The 15,565-nt window shown below is 44.0% G+C and carries 11 protein-coding genes; 4 read left to right on the top strand and 7 right to left on the bottom strand.

Annotated features, from left to right (window positions below):
• Window positions 1-172: 172 nt before the first annotated feature.
• Window positions 173-2,908: a bifunctional acetate--CoA ligase family protein/GNAT family N-acetyltransferase gene (locus tag F5971_RS15585; RefSeq protein ID WP_193495894.1), complete on the top strand. Its 2,736-nt coding sequence runs from the start codon at window positions 173-175 to the stop codon at window positions 2,906-2,908.
• Between the two features lie 19 nt (window positions 2,909-2,927).
• Here F5971_RS15585 and F5971_RS15580 read toward each other — a convergent pair whose 3' ends face one another.
• Window positions 2,928-3,215 (bottom strand): ArsR/SmtB family transcription factor, encoded by a 288-nt coding sequence (locus F5971_RS15580; RefSeq protein WP_193496019.1) that lies wholly within the window; start codon window positions 3,213-3,215, stop codon window positions 2,928-2,930.
• A gap of 266 nt (window positions 3,216-3,481) precedes the next feature.
• Here F5971_RS15580 and F5971_RS15575 point away from each other — a divergent pair, with 266 nt between their 5' ends.
• Together F5971_RS15575 and F5971_RS15570 are read left to right on the top strand one after the other, a co-directional pair.
• Window positions 3,482-4,174, top strand: coding sequence for a transglutaminase-like cysteine peptidase (locus F5971_RS15575; RefSeq protein WP_036509907.1), 693 nt, complete (start codon window positions 3,482-3,484; stop codon window positions 4,172-4,174).
• Between the two features lie 36 nt (window positions 4,175-4,210).
• A complete protein-coding gene (locus tag F5971_RS15570; RefSeq protein ID WP_036509849.1) occupies window positions 4,211-6,139 on the top strand; it encodes a bifunctional diguanylate cyclase/phosphodiesterase in 1,929 nt (642 codons plus the stop codon).
• Window positions 6,140-6,171: 32 nt separating this feature from the next.
• On the opposite strand, the gene F5971_RS18585 is transcribed toward F5971_RS15570, so the two are convergent.
• The 6 genes from F5971_RS18585 to F5971_RS15540 form a co-directional block, all read right to left on the bottom strand.
• On the bottom strand, window positions 6,172-7,992 hold the full coding sequence (locus tag F5971_RS18585) for a YiaD family glycine zipper/OmpA-like lipoprotein (protein WP_281348327.1): 1,821 nt from the start codon (window positions 7,990-7,992) through the stop codon (window positions 6,172-6,174).
• A 139-nt stretch (window positions 7,993-8,131) separates the two neighbouring features.
• Entirely contained in the window at window positions 8,132-8,476 is a 345-nt protein-coding gene (locus F5971_RS15560; RefSeq protein ID WP_036509852.1) for a hypothetical protein, read from the bottom strand.
• A 37-nt stretch (window positions 8,477-8,513) separates the two neighbouring features.
• Window positions 8,514-9,119, bottom strand: a complete 606-nt coding sequence (locus tag F5971_RS15555) for a response regulator transcription factor (RefSeq protein WP_051514333.1) — start codon at window positions 9,117-9,119, stop codon at window positions 8,514-8,516.
• The gene (locus F5971_RS15550; protein ID WP_036509855.1) at window positions 9,116-10,543 is read right to left on the bottom strand and encodes an HlyD family type I secretion periplasmic adaptor subunit; all 1,428 of its coding nucleotides are present in this window, start codon (window positions 10,541-10,543) and stop codon (window positions 9,116-9,118) included. The genes F5971_RS15555 and F5971_RS15550 overlap by 4 nt, the downstream gene beginning before the upstream one ends.
• Entirely contained in the window at window positions 10,543-12,687 is a 2,145-nt protein-coding gene (locus tag F5971_RS15545; protein ID WP_193495892.1) for a type I secretion system permease/ATPase, read from the bottom strand. Before F5971_RS15545 ends, F5971_RS15550 begins: the two co-directional genes overlap by 1 nt.
• Before the next feature lie 83 nt (window positions 12,688-12,770).
• A complete protein-coding gene (locus F5971_RS15540; protein WP_193495890.1) occupies window positions 12,771-14,177 on the bottom strand; it encodes a TolC family outer membrane protein in 1,407 nt (468 codons plus the stop codon).
• 457 nt (window positions 14,178-14,634) lie between these two features.
• On the opposite strand from F5971_RS15540, the gene F5971_RS15535 reads away from it, so the two are divergent.
• The coding region (locus F5971_RS15535) for a retention module-containing protein (protein ID WP_193495888.1) at window positions 14,635-15,565 on the top strand (931 nt) is incomplete at its 3' end.

Here is a 15,565-nt window from a genome sequence, read left to right as displayed (position 1 = left end):
ACATTGAGATCTTGCGCCATTTAGCAGTTGTACTTTAACACTAAGCGACTACCCTTGTTTCAATTGATGTGCATCAGCTATATGGGGATATTTGTACTTTTGCTGCAGTTGCTAAGCGCGTAAGATAGCATAAATGAAGATCCTAAGACTAACATTGAGTAAGGTAAACGACATGTCAACCAAATACCTCAAGCGTTTCTTCAAGCCTCGTTCTATCGCAGTGTTTGGTGCCACGGCCGAGTCAAATAACCTTGGAAATATAGTCTTAGGAAACTTGATTGACAGCGGTTTTGCTGGGCCGCTAATGGCCATAGGGGAGGATGGGGATTCTTGTATTGCAGGCGTTAAGTGCTACGACTCTCTAGCATCTTTCCCTGAGGTGCCAGATCTTGCAATTATTTGTGCGCCCGCTCAGCAAGTTGCCTCCTGGGTGCGTAAATTGGGAGCCTATCAAGTTAAGGCGGCTATGATACTCACCTCTGGGTTAGCGTATCTTCCTTCAGCTACGCACAAGAGCGTCAAAGATGAAGTTAAAGATGCTGCGCGCTCTTTTGGTATTCGAATTCTGGGGCCGGATTGTATTGGTTTGTTGGTGCCGGGTTCAAAAATGAACGCAAGTTCATCTCATATCAATATTAAAAAAGGGCGAGTTGCGTATATAGGGCAATCGGGGTTGATTGGTGCCGCTATGATTGATTGGGCCAATGGGCAGGAGGTTGGTTTTTCTCACTTTCTGACGCTCGGTGACGGTATAGATGTTGATGTGCCTTCAATCATCGATTATCTAGCAGGCGAGCCTACAACTCACGCCATTTTACTTCAGATGGATCGCGTCATTGGAACATCTCGTAACTTTATTTCGGCATTACGTGCGGCTTCTCGAAACAAGCTGGTATTGGTGTTGAAGTCCGGTGTTATCAACGATGGTCGGATTAAAGTTGACGTGGCGGATGGCTTAAGTAATGCTGATTTGGCATTTGATGCTGCGCTTAAGCGCGCAGGTGTTGTTCGAGTTGAAACGTCAGACCATCTTTTTAATGCGCTTGAAACATTAACCCGTATGAAGCCCATGCGCGGTGAGCGGATTGCTATCGTTGCCAATGGCATGGGGCCAAATGCTCTAGCCAATGATCGTTTGATTCGCAAACAAGGTCAGTTGTCTCAGCTTAGTCCCGAGACGGTCAAGCTTCTTGCTGATAAGTTGCCCGGCCATTGGAATGGTATGAACCCTATTGACCTCAATGTCGATGCAACGCCAGCACAGTATGCTGATGCCATTAGTATTTTAAGCAAGGATCCTGAGGTGGATGTTATTTTGACCATCCATGCGCCGACACGATTTGCGCCAAGTGTTGCTACGGCAACTGAGGTGATTAAAGCCGTTCGTAAAACCCCTCGTAATGTTTTAACCTGCTGGATGGGAAGAGAAACCGCGATAGCCGCACGTAATACGTGCAATAGTGCAGGTATTACAACGTTTTTGACGCCGGAGGAAGCGATTGACGCGTTTATGTACATGGTTGAATACCACCGTAATCAAGCCGTCATGCGACAAACGCCAGCACCTTATCAGTTAGACAATGCCCCAAATCGCAAGCGAGCCTATGATTTGATTCAGCAAGCCAAAGAGAGTGATCGAGATTACCTAACACATGCTGAAGCGTGTCATTTATTGGACTTGTATGATATTCCTACCGCTAACACACACTATGCAACAGATATCTCGGCCATTGTTGATATTGCCAGTCAATTAGGCGGATCAATTGCGATCAAGGCTTTGCATGAGGGCAATATTTATCCATTTAGTTATGAAAAACATGAGCGGATGCGTTGGCAGGACTTAGCGCTCGATTTGTATTCTATTCCTGAGGTTCGACATTCAGCTACAAAACTAGCCTACCGTGTGAGTGAGCGGTATCGATCTGAGCAGACCTTTGGGTTTGCGATTCAGCAAATGAAACGTGGCTTTCAATCTTTGCAAATAAATTTAGGTATTACGCGGGATGCTGTGTTTGGTCCGTTAATTGTGTTTGGGGTAGGTGGTTATGTTGTGGATAGTATGGCGGATAGAAAAGTCATGCTACCTCCGTTGAATAGCGCTTTAGCCTATCAGTTGGTTAAAGAATCGCGTGCTTATAAAGTGATTGAGGAGAATAGTGACTGGTTAGAGCGCGATATCAAAAATTTATGTGATGTTTTGATAAAATTGAGTCAATTAGCAATAGATCTTCCAGAGATTAAAGCATTGGAGATCAATCCTTTGCTTTTGAATAAGAGAGGTATTTTGGTAATTGATGTATGTGTTTCTCTGGCGGACCCTATGCTGCCAGCAGTTTCGCCCTATCCAGAGCACTTAACCGAGTTCATACAATTAAAGAAATCAGGTCGGCCTGCAGTATTGCGCGCTATTCGTGGAGAAGATGAGCCTGCGCATCTTGAGTTTTATAAACAGCTATCGCCTGAATCAATACGGCTGCGTTATTTCTATAGCCGAGGTGTACCCACGCATCAAGAGTTAGCGAATTGGACTCAGATTGACTATGATCGTGAAATGGCATTGATTGTTTCTGCGCCAAAACTAGAAGGGGAGGGAGTGGAAACTTTGGGTGTTGTCCGGGCAGTAACCGATGCAGACAATATTAAAGCAGAGTTTTCAGTAGTGGTTCGAGATGATTTGCAGGGTGAGGGACTTGGTGTTGTGTTAATGGAAAAAGTGATAGAGTATTGCAGAGCTAAGGGAACGCTCATGTTGGCTGGGTCAACGTTACCAGCGAATAAAGGGATGCAAGGGTTAGCTCGAAAGCTGGGATTTAAGAATAGCTACAACCCAGAAGAAGATGTGGTTGATATGAAAATGATGCTAAATGAGCCTTCAGAGGATTGGCAGCGCTTAAGGCTACAACAGTAGCCTCAGGTCTTTTACGAGTTTAGGCTTCTGGTGGACAAAAAATCTCGTGGAGGGTGCCGATTAATCGTATGGCTTTATCACCATGCAATGAGTAATAAATTGTCTGCGACTCGCGACGTGTTTTGACTAAGCCGTCTCTGCGAAGTACCGCAAGGTGCTGTGATAGAGCGGATTGGCTAAGATCTAGACAGGCATTTAATTCACTGACCGATAGCTCTTTTCCATCCAGATAGCATAAAATAAGTAGGCGGCTGTCGTTGCCAAGTGCCTTAAGAAGGCGTGCTGCTTCAGCAGCATTTTGCTTCATGAGCGCTAAGTTGTCAGATCCAGATGCATTGACCTGAGGCTCAGTGGTGTTGACGTTAGAGGCCAATAGAGTGCTCCTGTGACTAAAGTATTATTACGGACGCTGTATTCTATAGAATCAGTCAGTGAAATTGAAAGCTTAGTTTATACTAACTTGGTATGTACTTATTCCTGTAACGTAAATTTTTTTACGCGATCTAGGTGAATTCTTTGAAGATGACAAACTTGGATGTTAAGCGTTATGTCTAAATACAAAGACGAATGGTTATGTTAAAGACCTGGGCAAAAGTGTCCAGCTTTTTGGTACTGTCAGTGCTGCTGGTCTATTGGCAGCTGTCCGCTATTGCCTTCAGTCGTGTCGCCATTGATTTTACACGCTTTCATCAGTTAATGGAAAGTCGGTATGGTGCCTCAAGAGTGGGTGTCTCGCGGGAGTGGGAGCGCATGCTGAACGAGATAGCATCCCTATCCGATCAAGATAAAATTCAGCGTGTGAATCAGTTTTTTCATCGTCACCTTCGCTATCAAACCGATATTCGTCTATGGGGCGTTGAGGATTATTGGGCGAGTCCTCTTGAAACCTTAGGGAAAGGGATGGGAGACTGCGAAGACTACGCCATCGCTAAGTACATTAGTCTACGAAAAGCAGGGATTAGCGATAATAATTTGCGATTAATATATGTTCGAGCACGAACAGGTGGCCCGCGAAGCACTGTGACCGAAGCTCACATGGTTCTTGGTTACTACCCGCATCCCACTGCCGAGCCTTTGATTCTGGATAGTTTGATCTCGACAGTGGAACCCGCCTCAAGGCGTCCCGACTTAACTCCTGTATTCAGCTTTAATAGCGAGGGTTTGTGGGCAGGTAATTCTGCAACACCCGCGGCCAGTTCGACGGCGCGCTTATCAAGATGGAGAAGTGTTCTGGATCGAATTCAACAAGAAGGGGTTAGTTTTTAATGATGTTTTTAACCATCGTGAGGGAGGACACTTTTAATGTCCCTTATTAAGCAGTTATGGATAGCCGTTGTTGTTCTAATGATATTGGCATTCATTAGCAGTTTTTCAATCAGTACCTATACGGCAAAAGCGTATTTTGAAGAGCAGTTAACACTTAAAAATATTGATAATGCCAATTCTCTAGCGCTCACGCTATCCCAGTTAGAGAAGGATCCAGTGACGCTTGAGTTGTTGATAGCGGCTCAATTTGATACTGGCCATTATAACCGTATTGAGTTGATTGATCCTGAAGGCAATAGCTTGCAACGTAAGTTCTATGAGGGAGAAGTGGGTTCACAAATACCCGGTTGGTTTTTGGGCTTGGCACCTTTAAGTATTGAGCCTGGTGTCGCTCAGGTGCAGGATGGTTGGCATCAGTTTGGTACCTTGTATGTCGAGAGTCACACTCGCTATGCCTATGAGGCTTTATGGGCTACAACACGAAACTTATTGTTCTGGTTATCCGCCGTGGCGTTAACCTGCGGGCTGTTAGGAACATTCATTCTAAAAGTGATTACGCGTCCATTGGACGATGTCGTAACCCAAGCTGAAGCCATCGGCGGGCGGCGCTTTATTATGTCGGATGTCCCTAAAACACTTGAGTTTGGTCGAGTGGTAAGGGCTATGAATATTTTATCTAGTCGCATTCGCCAGATGTTAGAAAGTGAAGCTCAGCGATTGGAGGCACTTCGTTACAAATATCAGCACGACCCATTAACGGGGGTTGCCAATCGCGAGTATTTTATTAATTTATTGGATGCTCATTTAGGTGGCGTTGATTCTGATAGTCATCATGCGATGTTTCTCGTGCGTGTTCATCACTTGGCCGATATTAACCAAGCGTTGGGACATAAACATACAGATGAATTATTAAAGCAAGTTGCGTCAGCCCTGCGCGAGTTGACTGAGCAGTATACTGAGCAATACAGTGATGGTTATATCGGGCGTTTAAATGGAAGTGACTTTGCGTTGTTGTTAAGTCAGGCCAGTGATTTGCGCTTAATCTCCGCAGCGTTGGAAACAAAATTATTAGACTTGTCAAATCAGTATGAGACCATACGGATAATGCTTCCTCATGCCGCCTGTTATTTTACCTCGCAGGATAAGCGTGCCACCCTGTTTGTTCATCTTGATAGCATGTTAGCGATTGCAGAGCAGCGTGAGAAAACCTGTGGAGAAGTGTCCGATGTGCGTCAGATAGATGCCTGTTTTCATTCGGCTGATGAGTGGAGACAAGCTTTGTATCAAGCGGTTGGGCATCAGGGTGTTAGAGCTGTGTATTATCCCGTTATGAGCAGTGAGAATAACCTACTTCAAAGTGAGGCTATGATGCGACTTGAGTTGGGTGGCGTTGTAAGAAATGCTGGGTATTTTATACCTTGGGCACGTCGCTTAGGTATGATGCCCACATTAGATTTAGCTATGCTTAATCATGTCTTGTCCGATGAGGGAGTTGAGTTAAAGCACCACTCTATCGCAGTAAACATGTCAGTTGAGACCTTGTGTGATGTGGGTGCAAGACAAAAAGTGATCGAAGTTTTAAATGCCTATCCACAACAAGCTTCGCAGCTGTGGTTAGAGTTTCCTGAACGGTCGGCCATTTTGCACTTAAATGTCTTTAAAGAGTTCTGTGCCATGGCAAGGCAAACTGGGTGTAAGTTAGGTTTAGAGAGAGCAGGGGCTGATTTTGCTAAGATTAAGAGCTTGCAAGAGTTGGGACTAGATTACATCAAAATCGATAGTGCCTTTGTTAGAGATTTAGCGGATGGCGGTTCGAGCGAAGCTTTTTTGCGAGGTTTGTGTACGTTAGGCCATTCAATAGGCCTGCTCTTAATTGCTGATGGTGTTCAGAATCAGGAAGAGGCTAAGCGATTAAAAGAAATTGGGGTCGATGGAATCACGGGACCTGGAGTTGGCTCTCTTTAAATAAGAAAGCCCGCTCCAGTGCCTTGTTTTACTTAACGAATGGTAATCTCAACTCGACGGTTTTGAGCACGTCCAGCGGCCGTCGCATTATCTGCTACAGGACGATTGTAGCTGTAGCCTGCAGTGCTCAATCGGGGACGATTGACGCCTTGACTAACTAAGTAATCTGCTACACTGGACGCGCGTCTTTCCGATAGGCGCTGGTTGTATTGCAGGGAGCCTTGATTATCCGTATGTCCTTCAACGGTTACTCGTGACTCTGGGTATTCATTTAAAATCTTGGCAACTTCATTGAGCGTCGGAATAAAGGTTGGCTGTATAGTTGATTGATCAGTGTTAAACGTAATGTTACCAGGCATTATTAACTGTATAGCATCACCAATACGACGAACATCAACACCACTGCCTTGGAGGTTTTGACGTAATGAAGACTCTTGTTGATCCATAGCGCTTAAGCGTGGAGCGGGTGTTGGAACTTCAATAATTGGACAGGCAGAAGAGGTATCCAATTGAGTGGATTCGTCACCTAGTTCGGCTAATGAAGGCAGTTCGTCCCTAACAACGTTGAGTGCGGGTAGCAATTGACCCATGCCTGTATAGGTTCTTGCCATCGCAATGCTTTTGTCATATAGCGCATTCGTATAGGCACGGCTTGCCTGATAGTATTCATTCTCAGAGTCAAGGACGTCTAATAATGTTCTTTGCCCAATATCAAACTGGTTTTTATAGGCATTACGAACGTTATTAGATGATAAGCGATGCTGATTCAACGCAGGGAGTTGCAAATCAAGTTTTTGAACATCGTTATATGCAATCTGAACGGTTTGACGCAAATCGACGCAGGCTTTATCACGTAGGTCTTTTGCAATATTGACCTCTTCGTAGGCTCTGCGCAATGAGGCCTGGTCACGACCACCATTTAGTAAATTGTAACGAAACTCGATAGCAACACGTCCATCTGCTTGATTGTTGCTGTTTCCAACATCGTCAAATGTTTGCATACCATAACGTGCATTTAGGTTAACACGTGGGCGGAAGTTTGCATTTTCAGTCCCTACAGCAGCTTCGGCGGCTGAGATGTTCCGAATCGCAGCATGAAAGTCTGGGTTGCCTTGGTAAGCCAAATTTAATGCTTCAACAACAGATGCAGGGATTTGGCTTGAAGTCATGCCAATAGGAGACATATCGCTAGGCGGTAACTCACCAACAATTCTTAAGAATCGTGCACTGACATCATGTAAGTTAGACATTTCTGTTAACAGGTTTGATTCTGCTAGGGATAAGCGTCCACTGATTTGCTCAAGATCTGCGCGTCTTGCTACGCCTGCGCGAGCACTTTCTTCAATTTGATTAAAGACAGAAATATGCTCTGCCAAATTTTCTTCGGCAAGCTTCACGAGCTCACGGTAGCGCATGACATCTTCGTACGCAACGAGCGCGTTAAGAGCTGTCGACTCAATGGTGCCCATTAGCTCAAAATACCGAACGAGTTGAGCACTACTGAGGCGTTTTACTTCGCTTGAGGTTCTAAAACCATCGTAGAGCATCTGTGTCATTGACAGTTCTGCAGCCCCGCCATCAAAACTGCTGTTTGGGCCGTAATCACGCCACTCATAGCCATAGCTGGCTAAAAAATCCAAGGTGGGGCGAAAGCCTGAGCGTGCTATGTCAACATCATATTCGGAGGCTAAAAACGTATGCCAGCTTGCTTGCACTTCAGGGTTGCCTTCAATCGCTCTTTTGGCGATGTCAGCAATAGTGGTTGCGTGTGCTTGGGTTAGAAGACCTGTCGATAATAAGCATAGACCTGCAACTACGCGAGGAAGAAGCTTTTTTTTGTGCTGAGTTATCATATCCATATTTCCATGCATCTGAGCTCTAGAAGGCGTTTCTTTTAGAGACATTTTAGGTTGCCTGCAATTTTACTCAACAATCTTGCTAAGATTACTTAATCATTGCAGCCGTTAATAATCAGTCTAGTCGGGTATCGTGTTAGTTTAAATGAATCGTCTCCTCTTCTGAGTCTTCGGAGAGAAGATCTAATCTATTTGTTTTTTTTCTGAGTGTTTGGCGTCGTAACAGCTTTAACTGAGCCGCTTGAGGAAGCTCTGTGAATTGAATGATTTGCTTTTCAGTGAGCAGATCTATCAAGTCATCAACAACACGGATCAGTTCCGTATCGTTAAACGCAAGTGAACCCGTCTTTGAGTCTTGTGCTGAAAAAGGTAGAAAGCTGATGAGCTCACTAGCGTCATCTTCAATCCACTCATAAAAGTCAGCACTTTTCTCAACGCTTACGGCTATGATTCTTGCTTCGTGATTGCGTTTAACGTACATGCGAACATCCTTTATTCTCGTTAATTAAAGAAGGTCTCTAAGACCCGACTCTAGCGATTAGCATCAAATGCATCCGATCTTTAACCTGAAGTTTTTCATAAATAGAGGTTAAATGGGCTTTGACAGTTCGCTCAGTAATGTTTAATAACTTCGCAACTTCTTTATTAGAGGCTCCTTGCGCAACGGCCTCCGTCACTTGGCGCTCTCTTTGCGTTAAAGCGTCTAAGGGGGACTTCTGACGATTTGTTGGTTCTGATAGTATATTTGATAGTGAACCAATAATACGCGTGAGTAGGGGGGCGGGTAACCACATAGCGCCATTGGTTACCGTTTCCGCAACTTGTTTTAATGTATTAACGTTAGCCAGTGCTTCGACATAGGCTCGTGCACCTGCTTCTAAAGCTTGACGGAGTTCTGGAAGTGTCATGCGCTTAGATAATGCAATCACGGGTATTCCCAGCTGTGTATATCCAGAAATGAGAGATTGCCAATTCTTGATGCCAACCACGATCCAGACAACGTCAGACTGATGAAACTGTGGTTCAAATTGTGTTGTTGAAATAATCTCAGCATCTGGAAATGCCATAGACCAGCGAGAAATTTTTAGATTATCGTCCGTAATAAATGTATTTTTTATATTCATCGTTCTGTCATCGCCTGAGAAGTCGCACGTAACACGGGTTTTAGTAAGTATTCAAGAACAGTTTTTTTGCCTGTCATAATATCGACCTGTGTTGTCATGCCTGGAATGATTAGCAGGTCATCTGCGAAGCCGGAGTTGTGTGTTTGCAATCTTACAAGATAATAAGTGTTATCTTTTTCGTCTGTTATAGTATCAGCACTTATGTGCTGAACTTCAGCTGTTAGGCCGCCAAAAATAGCGAAATCATAGGCCGTGAACTTGATCATGGCTTGCTGCCCTGGTCGAATGAATGCGATATCTTTTGGCTGAATCCTTGCTTCAATAATCAGGGCATCATCTAAGGGGATGATCTCTACAATGTCTCTACCGGGTGTGATAACCCCTCCGACGGTATTCACAAACAAACGTTGTACGGTACCTCGAACGGGTGAGCGAATGTCAGTTTGAGTCACTTTATCAGCGAGTCCTGTTTCTGCCTCAGAGAGTGCTTCAAGTCTGGCTCGGCTTTCTGAGAGTTGGGCACGCCATTTATTGGATGTATTGAGTTGAGCTTCTCGTATTTTATTGCGGGCTTCTTCTATAGCTGCGGAGGCACGGCTGATCGCGGCTTCTGCACGATTAACTTCACCTCTAGCATTCGAGACCTCTCTTTCTAAGCGTATGATGTCTATATCTGACACTGCACCTGATCTGAGCAAGGGGCGAGTGACCTCAAGTTCACGGGAGCTTAATGAAAGGGAGCGGGCGTACTGATCACGTGCCGCACGAGCTTCGCGAAGATCTTGTTGGCGTTGGGCAAGCTGTTGTTCAAAAATACCACTCTGCTCACGGAGCTCCTCTAGGTTTGAAAAGTAAAGACGTCTTTCGAGTGCAACAATTTCAGGAGCTTCGCGCTCTAGTTCCTCAGAGAAAGTCGGTTCAACGCCATCTGTTAGGGCGCGCAAACGAGCAACCTCAGCGCTTAGGGCTAAAAATTGAGCACGGCTTTCTCTAAAGCTGGAAATGAAGCGAGTTGGGTCAATTTTAATCAGTGTTTGGCCTAGTTCAACAATCTCACCCTCGCGCACGAGAATTCCCTCTACAATGCCGCCATCTAACGATTGTATGATTTGCAGTTGTTGAGATGGAATCACCTTTCCATCTCCACGTGCAACTTCATCTAGGGGGGCAAATGCAGACCAAATGATTAAGAGTAGTAGAGTGCAGGCCATGACATACAAAAGACGTCGACCGCGGACCGGTTCTTGTTGAATATGAGCCCATTCAGCATCAGCGGACCAGTCAGAGTTGTCCGATTGATTTAAAATGCGTCCGAAGAGCTTTTCAATAACGGATATGCCTTTATCACCAACACTTGTTGTAAGAGTGCCCAGCTTTTCAAAACCCTTTTGCTCTGTTGTTTTATACGTTTTAGTATCGGCCATTATGATGCACTCCCGACGCGCCCTTGTCGTAAGGCTTCCATTACATCGTTCTTGGGGCCATCCGCCATAATCATGCCGCCATCAATCACTATAATTCTATCAGCTAGTGCAAGCAGTGATGTTCTATGTGTGATGATGATCATAGTTTTATTTTGACCAAACGTCTGAAGATTTTGTTTTATATACTCTTCGCTTGAGTGGTCTAAGGAGCCTGTGGGCTCATCTAATAGCAGAAGGGGTGGGTTGTTGATAACAGCGCGTGCGATGGCAACAGCTTGGCGCTGGCCACCTGAAAGGAGTTGTCCTTTTTCACCCACAGGCATATCAAACCCGGCAGGGTGAGCATTAATAAAGGGGGCTAAGCCACTAATGTTGGCAGATTGAATAATCTCTTCATCTGTAGCATTTGATGATGAGGTGATTATATTGTCTTTTAATGAGCCAAAGAATAACGCAATATCCTGCGGGACGTATCCGATATCTCGTCTAAGTTCTGCAGGGTCTATTTGTCTAATATCAACTCCGTCAACTAATACGGCTCCGGATTCAGGTTCGTAGAGTCCAAGTATTAATTTTTCTAAGGTGCTTTTGCCAGAGCCATTTCTACCTAAAATAGCGACATGCTCACCAGCCTTGATTTTAAAACTAACACGAGATAACGCGAGTCTTTCGTCATCAGGATAGCGAAAACTAACATTCTTAAATTCAATATCGCCTTTTAATCTCGGGCGACTCACCCAGTTTTTCCCTGCAGGCCGCTCTACGGGACGCTCCATTAAATCGTTAAGAGATTGCATAGCTGTTGCGGCGTTGTGATACTGTGATAAAAGACCAGCAGCTTGGCTGATAGGGGCCATTGCTCGAGAAGACAAAAGATAAGCTGCGATAAGGCCGCCTTGAGTAAGTTGGCCGTCAATGATCATATAGACGCCAATAATAATGATGCAAACAGCAGCGCTGTGTTGCACCCATTGAGCGCCGCTAGTGATGGAGGAGGCGATCAAGCGCATCTGAGATGTATTGCGTGATAAAAATTGTGTTGTTTTTTCCCATATTGATTGGATTTTGCTTTCACCGCCAAAGCATTTTAAGGTTTCAATATTTGAAATGCTTTCAACCAATGTGGCATTTCGCATTGCGCCAGCGCGCATGGAGTCTTCGGAGAGCTTATGCATTTTGCTTTGTGCTGAGAGTGCATATAGGAGAATTAAGGTTGCACCAAAAAGAATGGGTAAAACCAGCGGCCATCCAATAATCGCTATTATAATGGCAAAAAAAGCGACGAAGGGAAGGTCAACGAGTGAAACGACTGTCATGGAGCCGATAAAGCTTCGGATCGATTCAAACGACTGTACATTTGAGGCAAAGGAGCCTGATGATGCAGGGCGATTTACAAGTTTCATGCCCAGCACACGCTCCATAATAGAGGATGATAGTTTGATATCGGCTCGGCTTGCAGCTAAGTCAATAAACCAGCTTCGCATGAGCTTTAAAACTAAATCTGAGCAAAGAACGAGGAATACACCGGCGCTCAACACCCATAATGTATCTGTTGCATGATTGGGTACGACTCTATCGTACACATTCATGATAAATAGCGGCATGGCAATAGCGAAGAGATTAATCATTATTGCAGATAGTATAACGTCACGATAAATCCGGCGATTGTCTTTAATAACACTCCAGAACCAATGACGTTCTTTTAGTTGTTTAATCTCCGGGGCACGCTTATCAAATTGAAGTTCGGGTTTGACATAAATGACATTGCCTGTATAGCCTGATTCCAGTTTTGATATGGGAACGGTTAATGCTTTTGATGAGTTGATCTGTGGGAATATAACTTTAGCTGTTTTTGATTCTTGGTTAATTTCCAATAGTACGCAGGCATTATCCTTTTTGAGAATTAAAATAGCAGGCAGCATTTCAGGTAAGATCGAATGCAGAGCTGTGTTTGAGAAACGAGAGGATAAATCGGCTCGTTTGGCTGATCTAGGGAATACAGAAGGAGTTAGAATGCCCTTTTCAAGCGGTAGGCCAGCAATAGCAGACTCGCGTGAAAGGGCTCTGTCATGATGCTTACAAATAATTAATAAGCAATCTACAAGAATTCCGCCACGATTTTCTGAAGCTGCTGTTGTCGACATAAGGTCCCTTAAATGTGAATAACATGACTATCGCTTTGGGTAGTATCGATAGTCATGTAAATGACAAATCGTTCTTATCAATCTTAACGCTGAGTTGTAAGTTGCTTTATGTCAAGGGCTTCACAAGCAAAATTATTAGGATCTAGATCATCAGCCCTAAGTTCTTCAAGAGTTGGTATGCCCTCACGTACAATGTTTAATGCCGTCAGAAGTTGTCCAGTCAGTGTTAGGGATTCGGCTGCCACGATATTTCTATCCGCGAGTGCATTGACATAGGCACGGCTGGCTTGAAAGAACTCATTCTCTGAGTCAAGCACGTCCAGTAGAGATCGCTGTCCAATATCAAATTGATTTTTGTAAGCTGTACGCACGTTGTCAGAAGAAATTCGATGTTGATTTAAAAATGGAATTTGTTCATCAAGCTTACGTATATTGTTTAACGAAGTTTGAACAGCTTCACGTAAAATAACACAGGAGTTGTCTTTCTGAGACTCCGTTGCTAAGCGTTCATGACCCGCTTTATTGATGTTGGCAATATCGCGCCCACCTTTGTAAATATTAAAGCGAAAATCAAGCGCTGCACGGCTTTCCGACTCTTGGTTGTTCAACCCTTGCGAGTCAAAAGTTCTGGTTGTGTGTCTGGCGTTGAAGCTAAGCTCTGGAAGTAAATATCCTTTTTGGAGTTTTTCATTGGCTTTTGCTGCTTCTAGATTACGAATAGCAGCTTGGAATCCAGGGTTGGCTTGATAGGCTAAGTTGATGGCTTCTCGAGTACTGGTTGGAATTAAACTGTCATTAAGTTGTAAAGTGTTGAGGTTGTCCTCGGGAAGTTTGCCAACAATACGTAAATATCGAGCACTAACATCGTGAAGGTTAGATAGCTCAATGAGCAAGTTTGTTTCTGCGAGCGACAGTCGGCCACTGATCTGTTCTAAATCAGCACGTCGCGCAACGCCAGCTCTAGCGCTTTCTTCAATTTGATTGTAGACAGAAATATGCTCAGCAAGGTTTTCCTCTGCCAATCTGGTGAGTTCTCGAAAGCGAAGCACATCTTCATAGGCTTTTAATGCAGCAAGGGTCGTGTTCTCAATACTGTCAAGCAATTCGAAGTAGCGAACAAGTTGAAAATTACTAAAGCGCTTAACGTCGTTAGACGTGCGTAATCCGTCATACAGCATCTGTGTTAGTGTTATCTGAGCTGAAGCGCCATCGTAGCTGCGTTTGGATTTGTAGTCATTCCATTCGAAGCCGTAGGATGCAAGAAAATCTATGGTTGGGCGGTAACCGCCTCGTGCTCCATCAATATCATATCCAGAAGCAATGAAGTTGTGCCAGTTGGCTTGGATTTCTGGATTGCTTTCAATTGCGTGTTTAACAACATCGGGAAAATGGGTGGATGCTGTTTCAGCTTGACTAAGTGTGCTCGTGGAGTATAAGCATAAACTAGCAATTAGAGCGCATAGAGTGTTACTTTTTCGACTGTTGATCATATTCCCGAAGTCCTTGTTAAGTAGAATAGCCGATCTAGAAAGTTCTGTTTTTTCTTTTTTTTCTGTATTTGGATTTGTTTTATTTTTAAGTAATTAGAATCAAGTACGTTATCATAAAACAGTGTGGAAGAGTGCACAATAGTTGCTAGGGATCATTGAATTGTAGCTTTTTTTGATTTGCGGTTTATTACAGTCGCTGCGCTTAAAAATAAATCATTTGTTTTAATTTATCCGTATTTTGTTCTGTTCTGGGCTTAACTATTCGTGTTGGGAAAGTGTTTTCTTTCTTATCTATTTTTTTGTGTTTCAATAATGTTATGAAGAAAGATGCAGATTGTACATCGGTACAATACCTATTTGTCAGTTAATGATTAGTATGTACATCATATAAATCCTATAGATAAGTGATTGTTATTATCTCTTGTCAAATGCAGTTTTAACCTAAGGTGCTGATTTTATGGAAAACTATGTAGCTATTGTAACCAGTTTGACTGGTGACGTGTGGGCAAGATCGATAGATGGTAGCTTGCGTTTGCTTCAAGTTGGTGATGTGTTGCTACCTGGTGAAACATTAGTCACAGCAACGGGATCTGAAGCTGTTCTTGACTTTGGTGGTGAGCAGGTTTCGGTGGGCTCAGAGCAGTCGCTGTTAATGTCAGCGTCTCAGCGCAGTACCGCACCTGATGTTTCTGATGAAAGTGTCGTTGTCGATCCTACGTTGGATGCTATTCTGGCAGCTCTTGATGGTGAAGGTGATTTGCTTGATGAGTTAGAGGCTCCTGCCGCTGGTACAGATGGTGCACCAGATGGAGGCGGTGCTTCTTTTGTTCAGTTAACACGAATTGTTGAAGCTGTTGATCCGCTTTCTTTCCAGTTCGGTATTTCAGGAACTGAGAGTTTTGATGGGTTGATTTTTGATGGTTCAACTGTAAATGATCCAGGTACCTTGACAACGGTTGTCAATAATCCGAACACTGGATCTATTGTTGTGACTGGTGATACAACGAATGTGCCACCCGGAAATACTGTCATAATTGTAATTACAGACAAAAACAATAATACGGTAACAACATCAGCCGTAGTTGAGGAAAATGGTAGTTATACTTCAGAAGAAGTTGATGTCACGGACCTCACGGACGGTCCAATTACCATAGATACCTCTACGACTGATACCGATGGTAATCCTGTAACGGATCAGTCAACAGTAGAGTTAGATATTGTTGAGTCTGAAATCATTGTTGAGACTGAAGTCGACAATACGGGGCCAAGCATTACAGTCACGGGCGATACCACGGATATCCCACCAGGCTCTGAGTTAGAAATCACGGTAACGGACAAAAATGGCAACACGGTTACGGCGACCGCGATTGTCGAAGAAGATGGCAGCT

Origin of the sequence: Nitrincola alkalisediminis (genome assembly GCF_009821115.1) — a bacterium.
In the GTDB taxonomy this organism is placed as follows: domain Bacteria; phylum Pseudomonadota; class Gammaproteobacteria; order Pseudomonadales; family Balneatricaceae; genus Nitrincola; species Nitrincola alkalisediminis.
The sequence above is the reverse complement of the archived record's forward strand: the minus strand, read 5'-3'. Positions and strand labels throughout refer to the sequence as shown.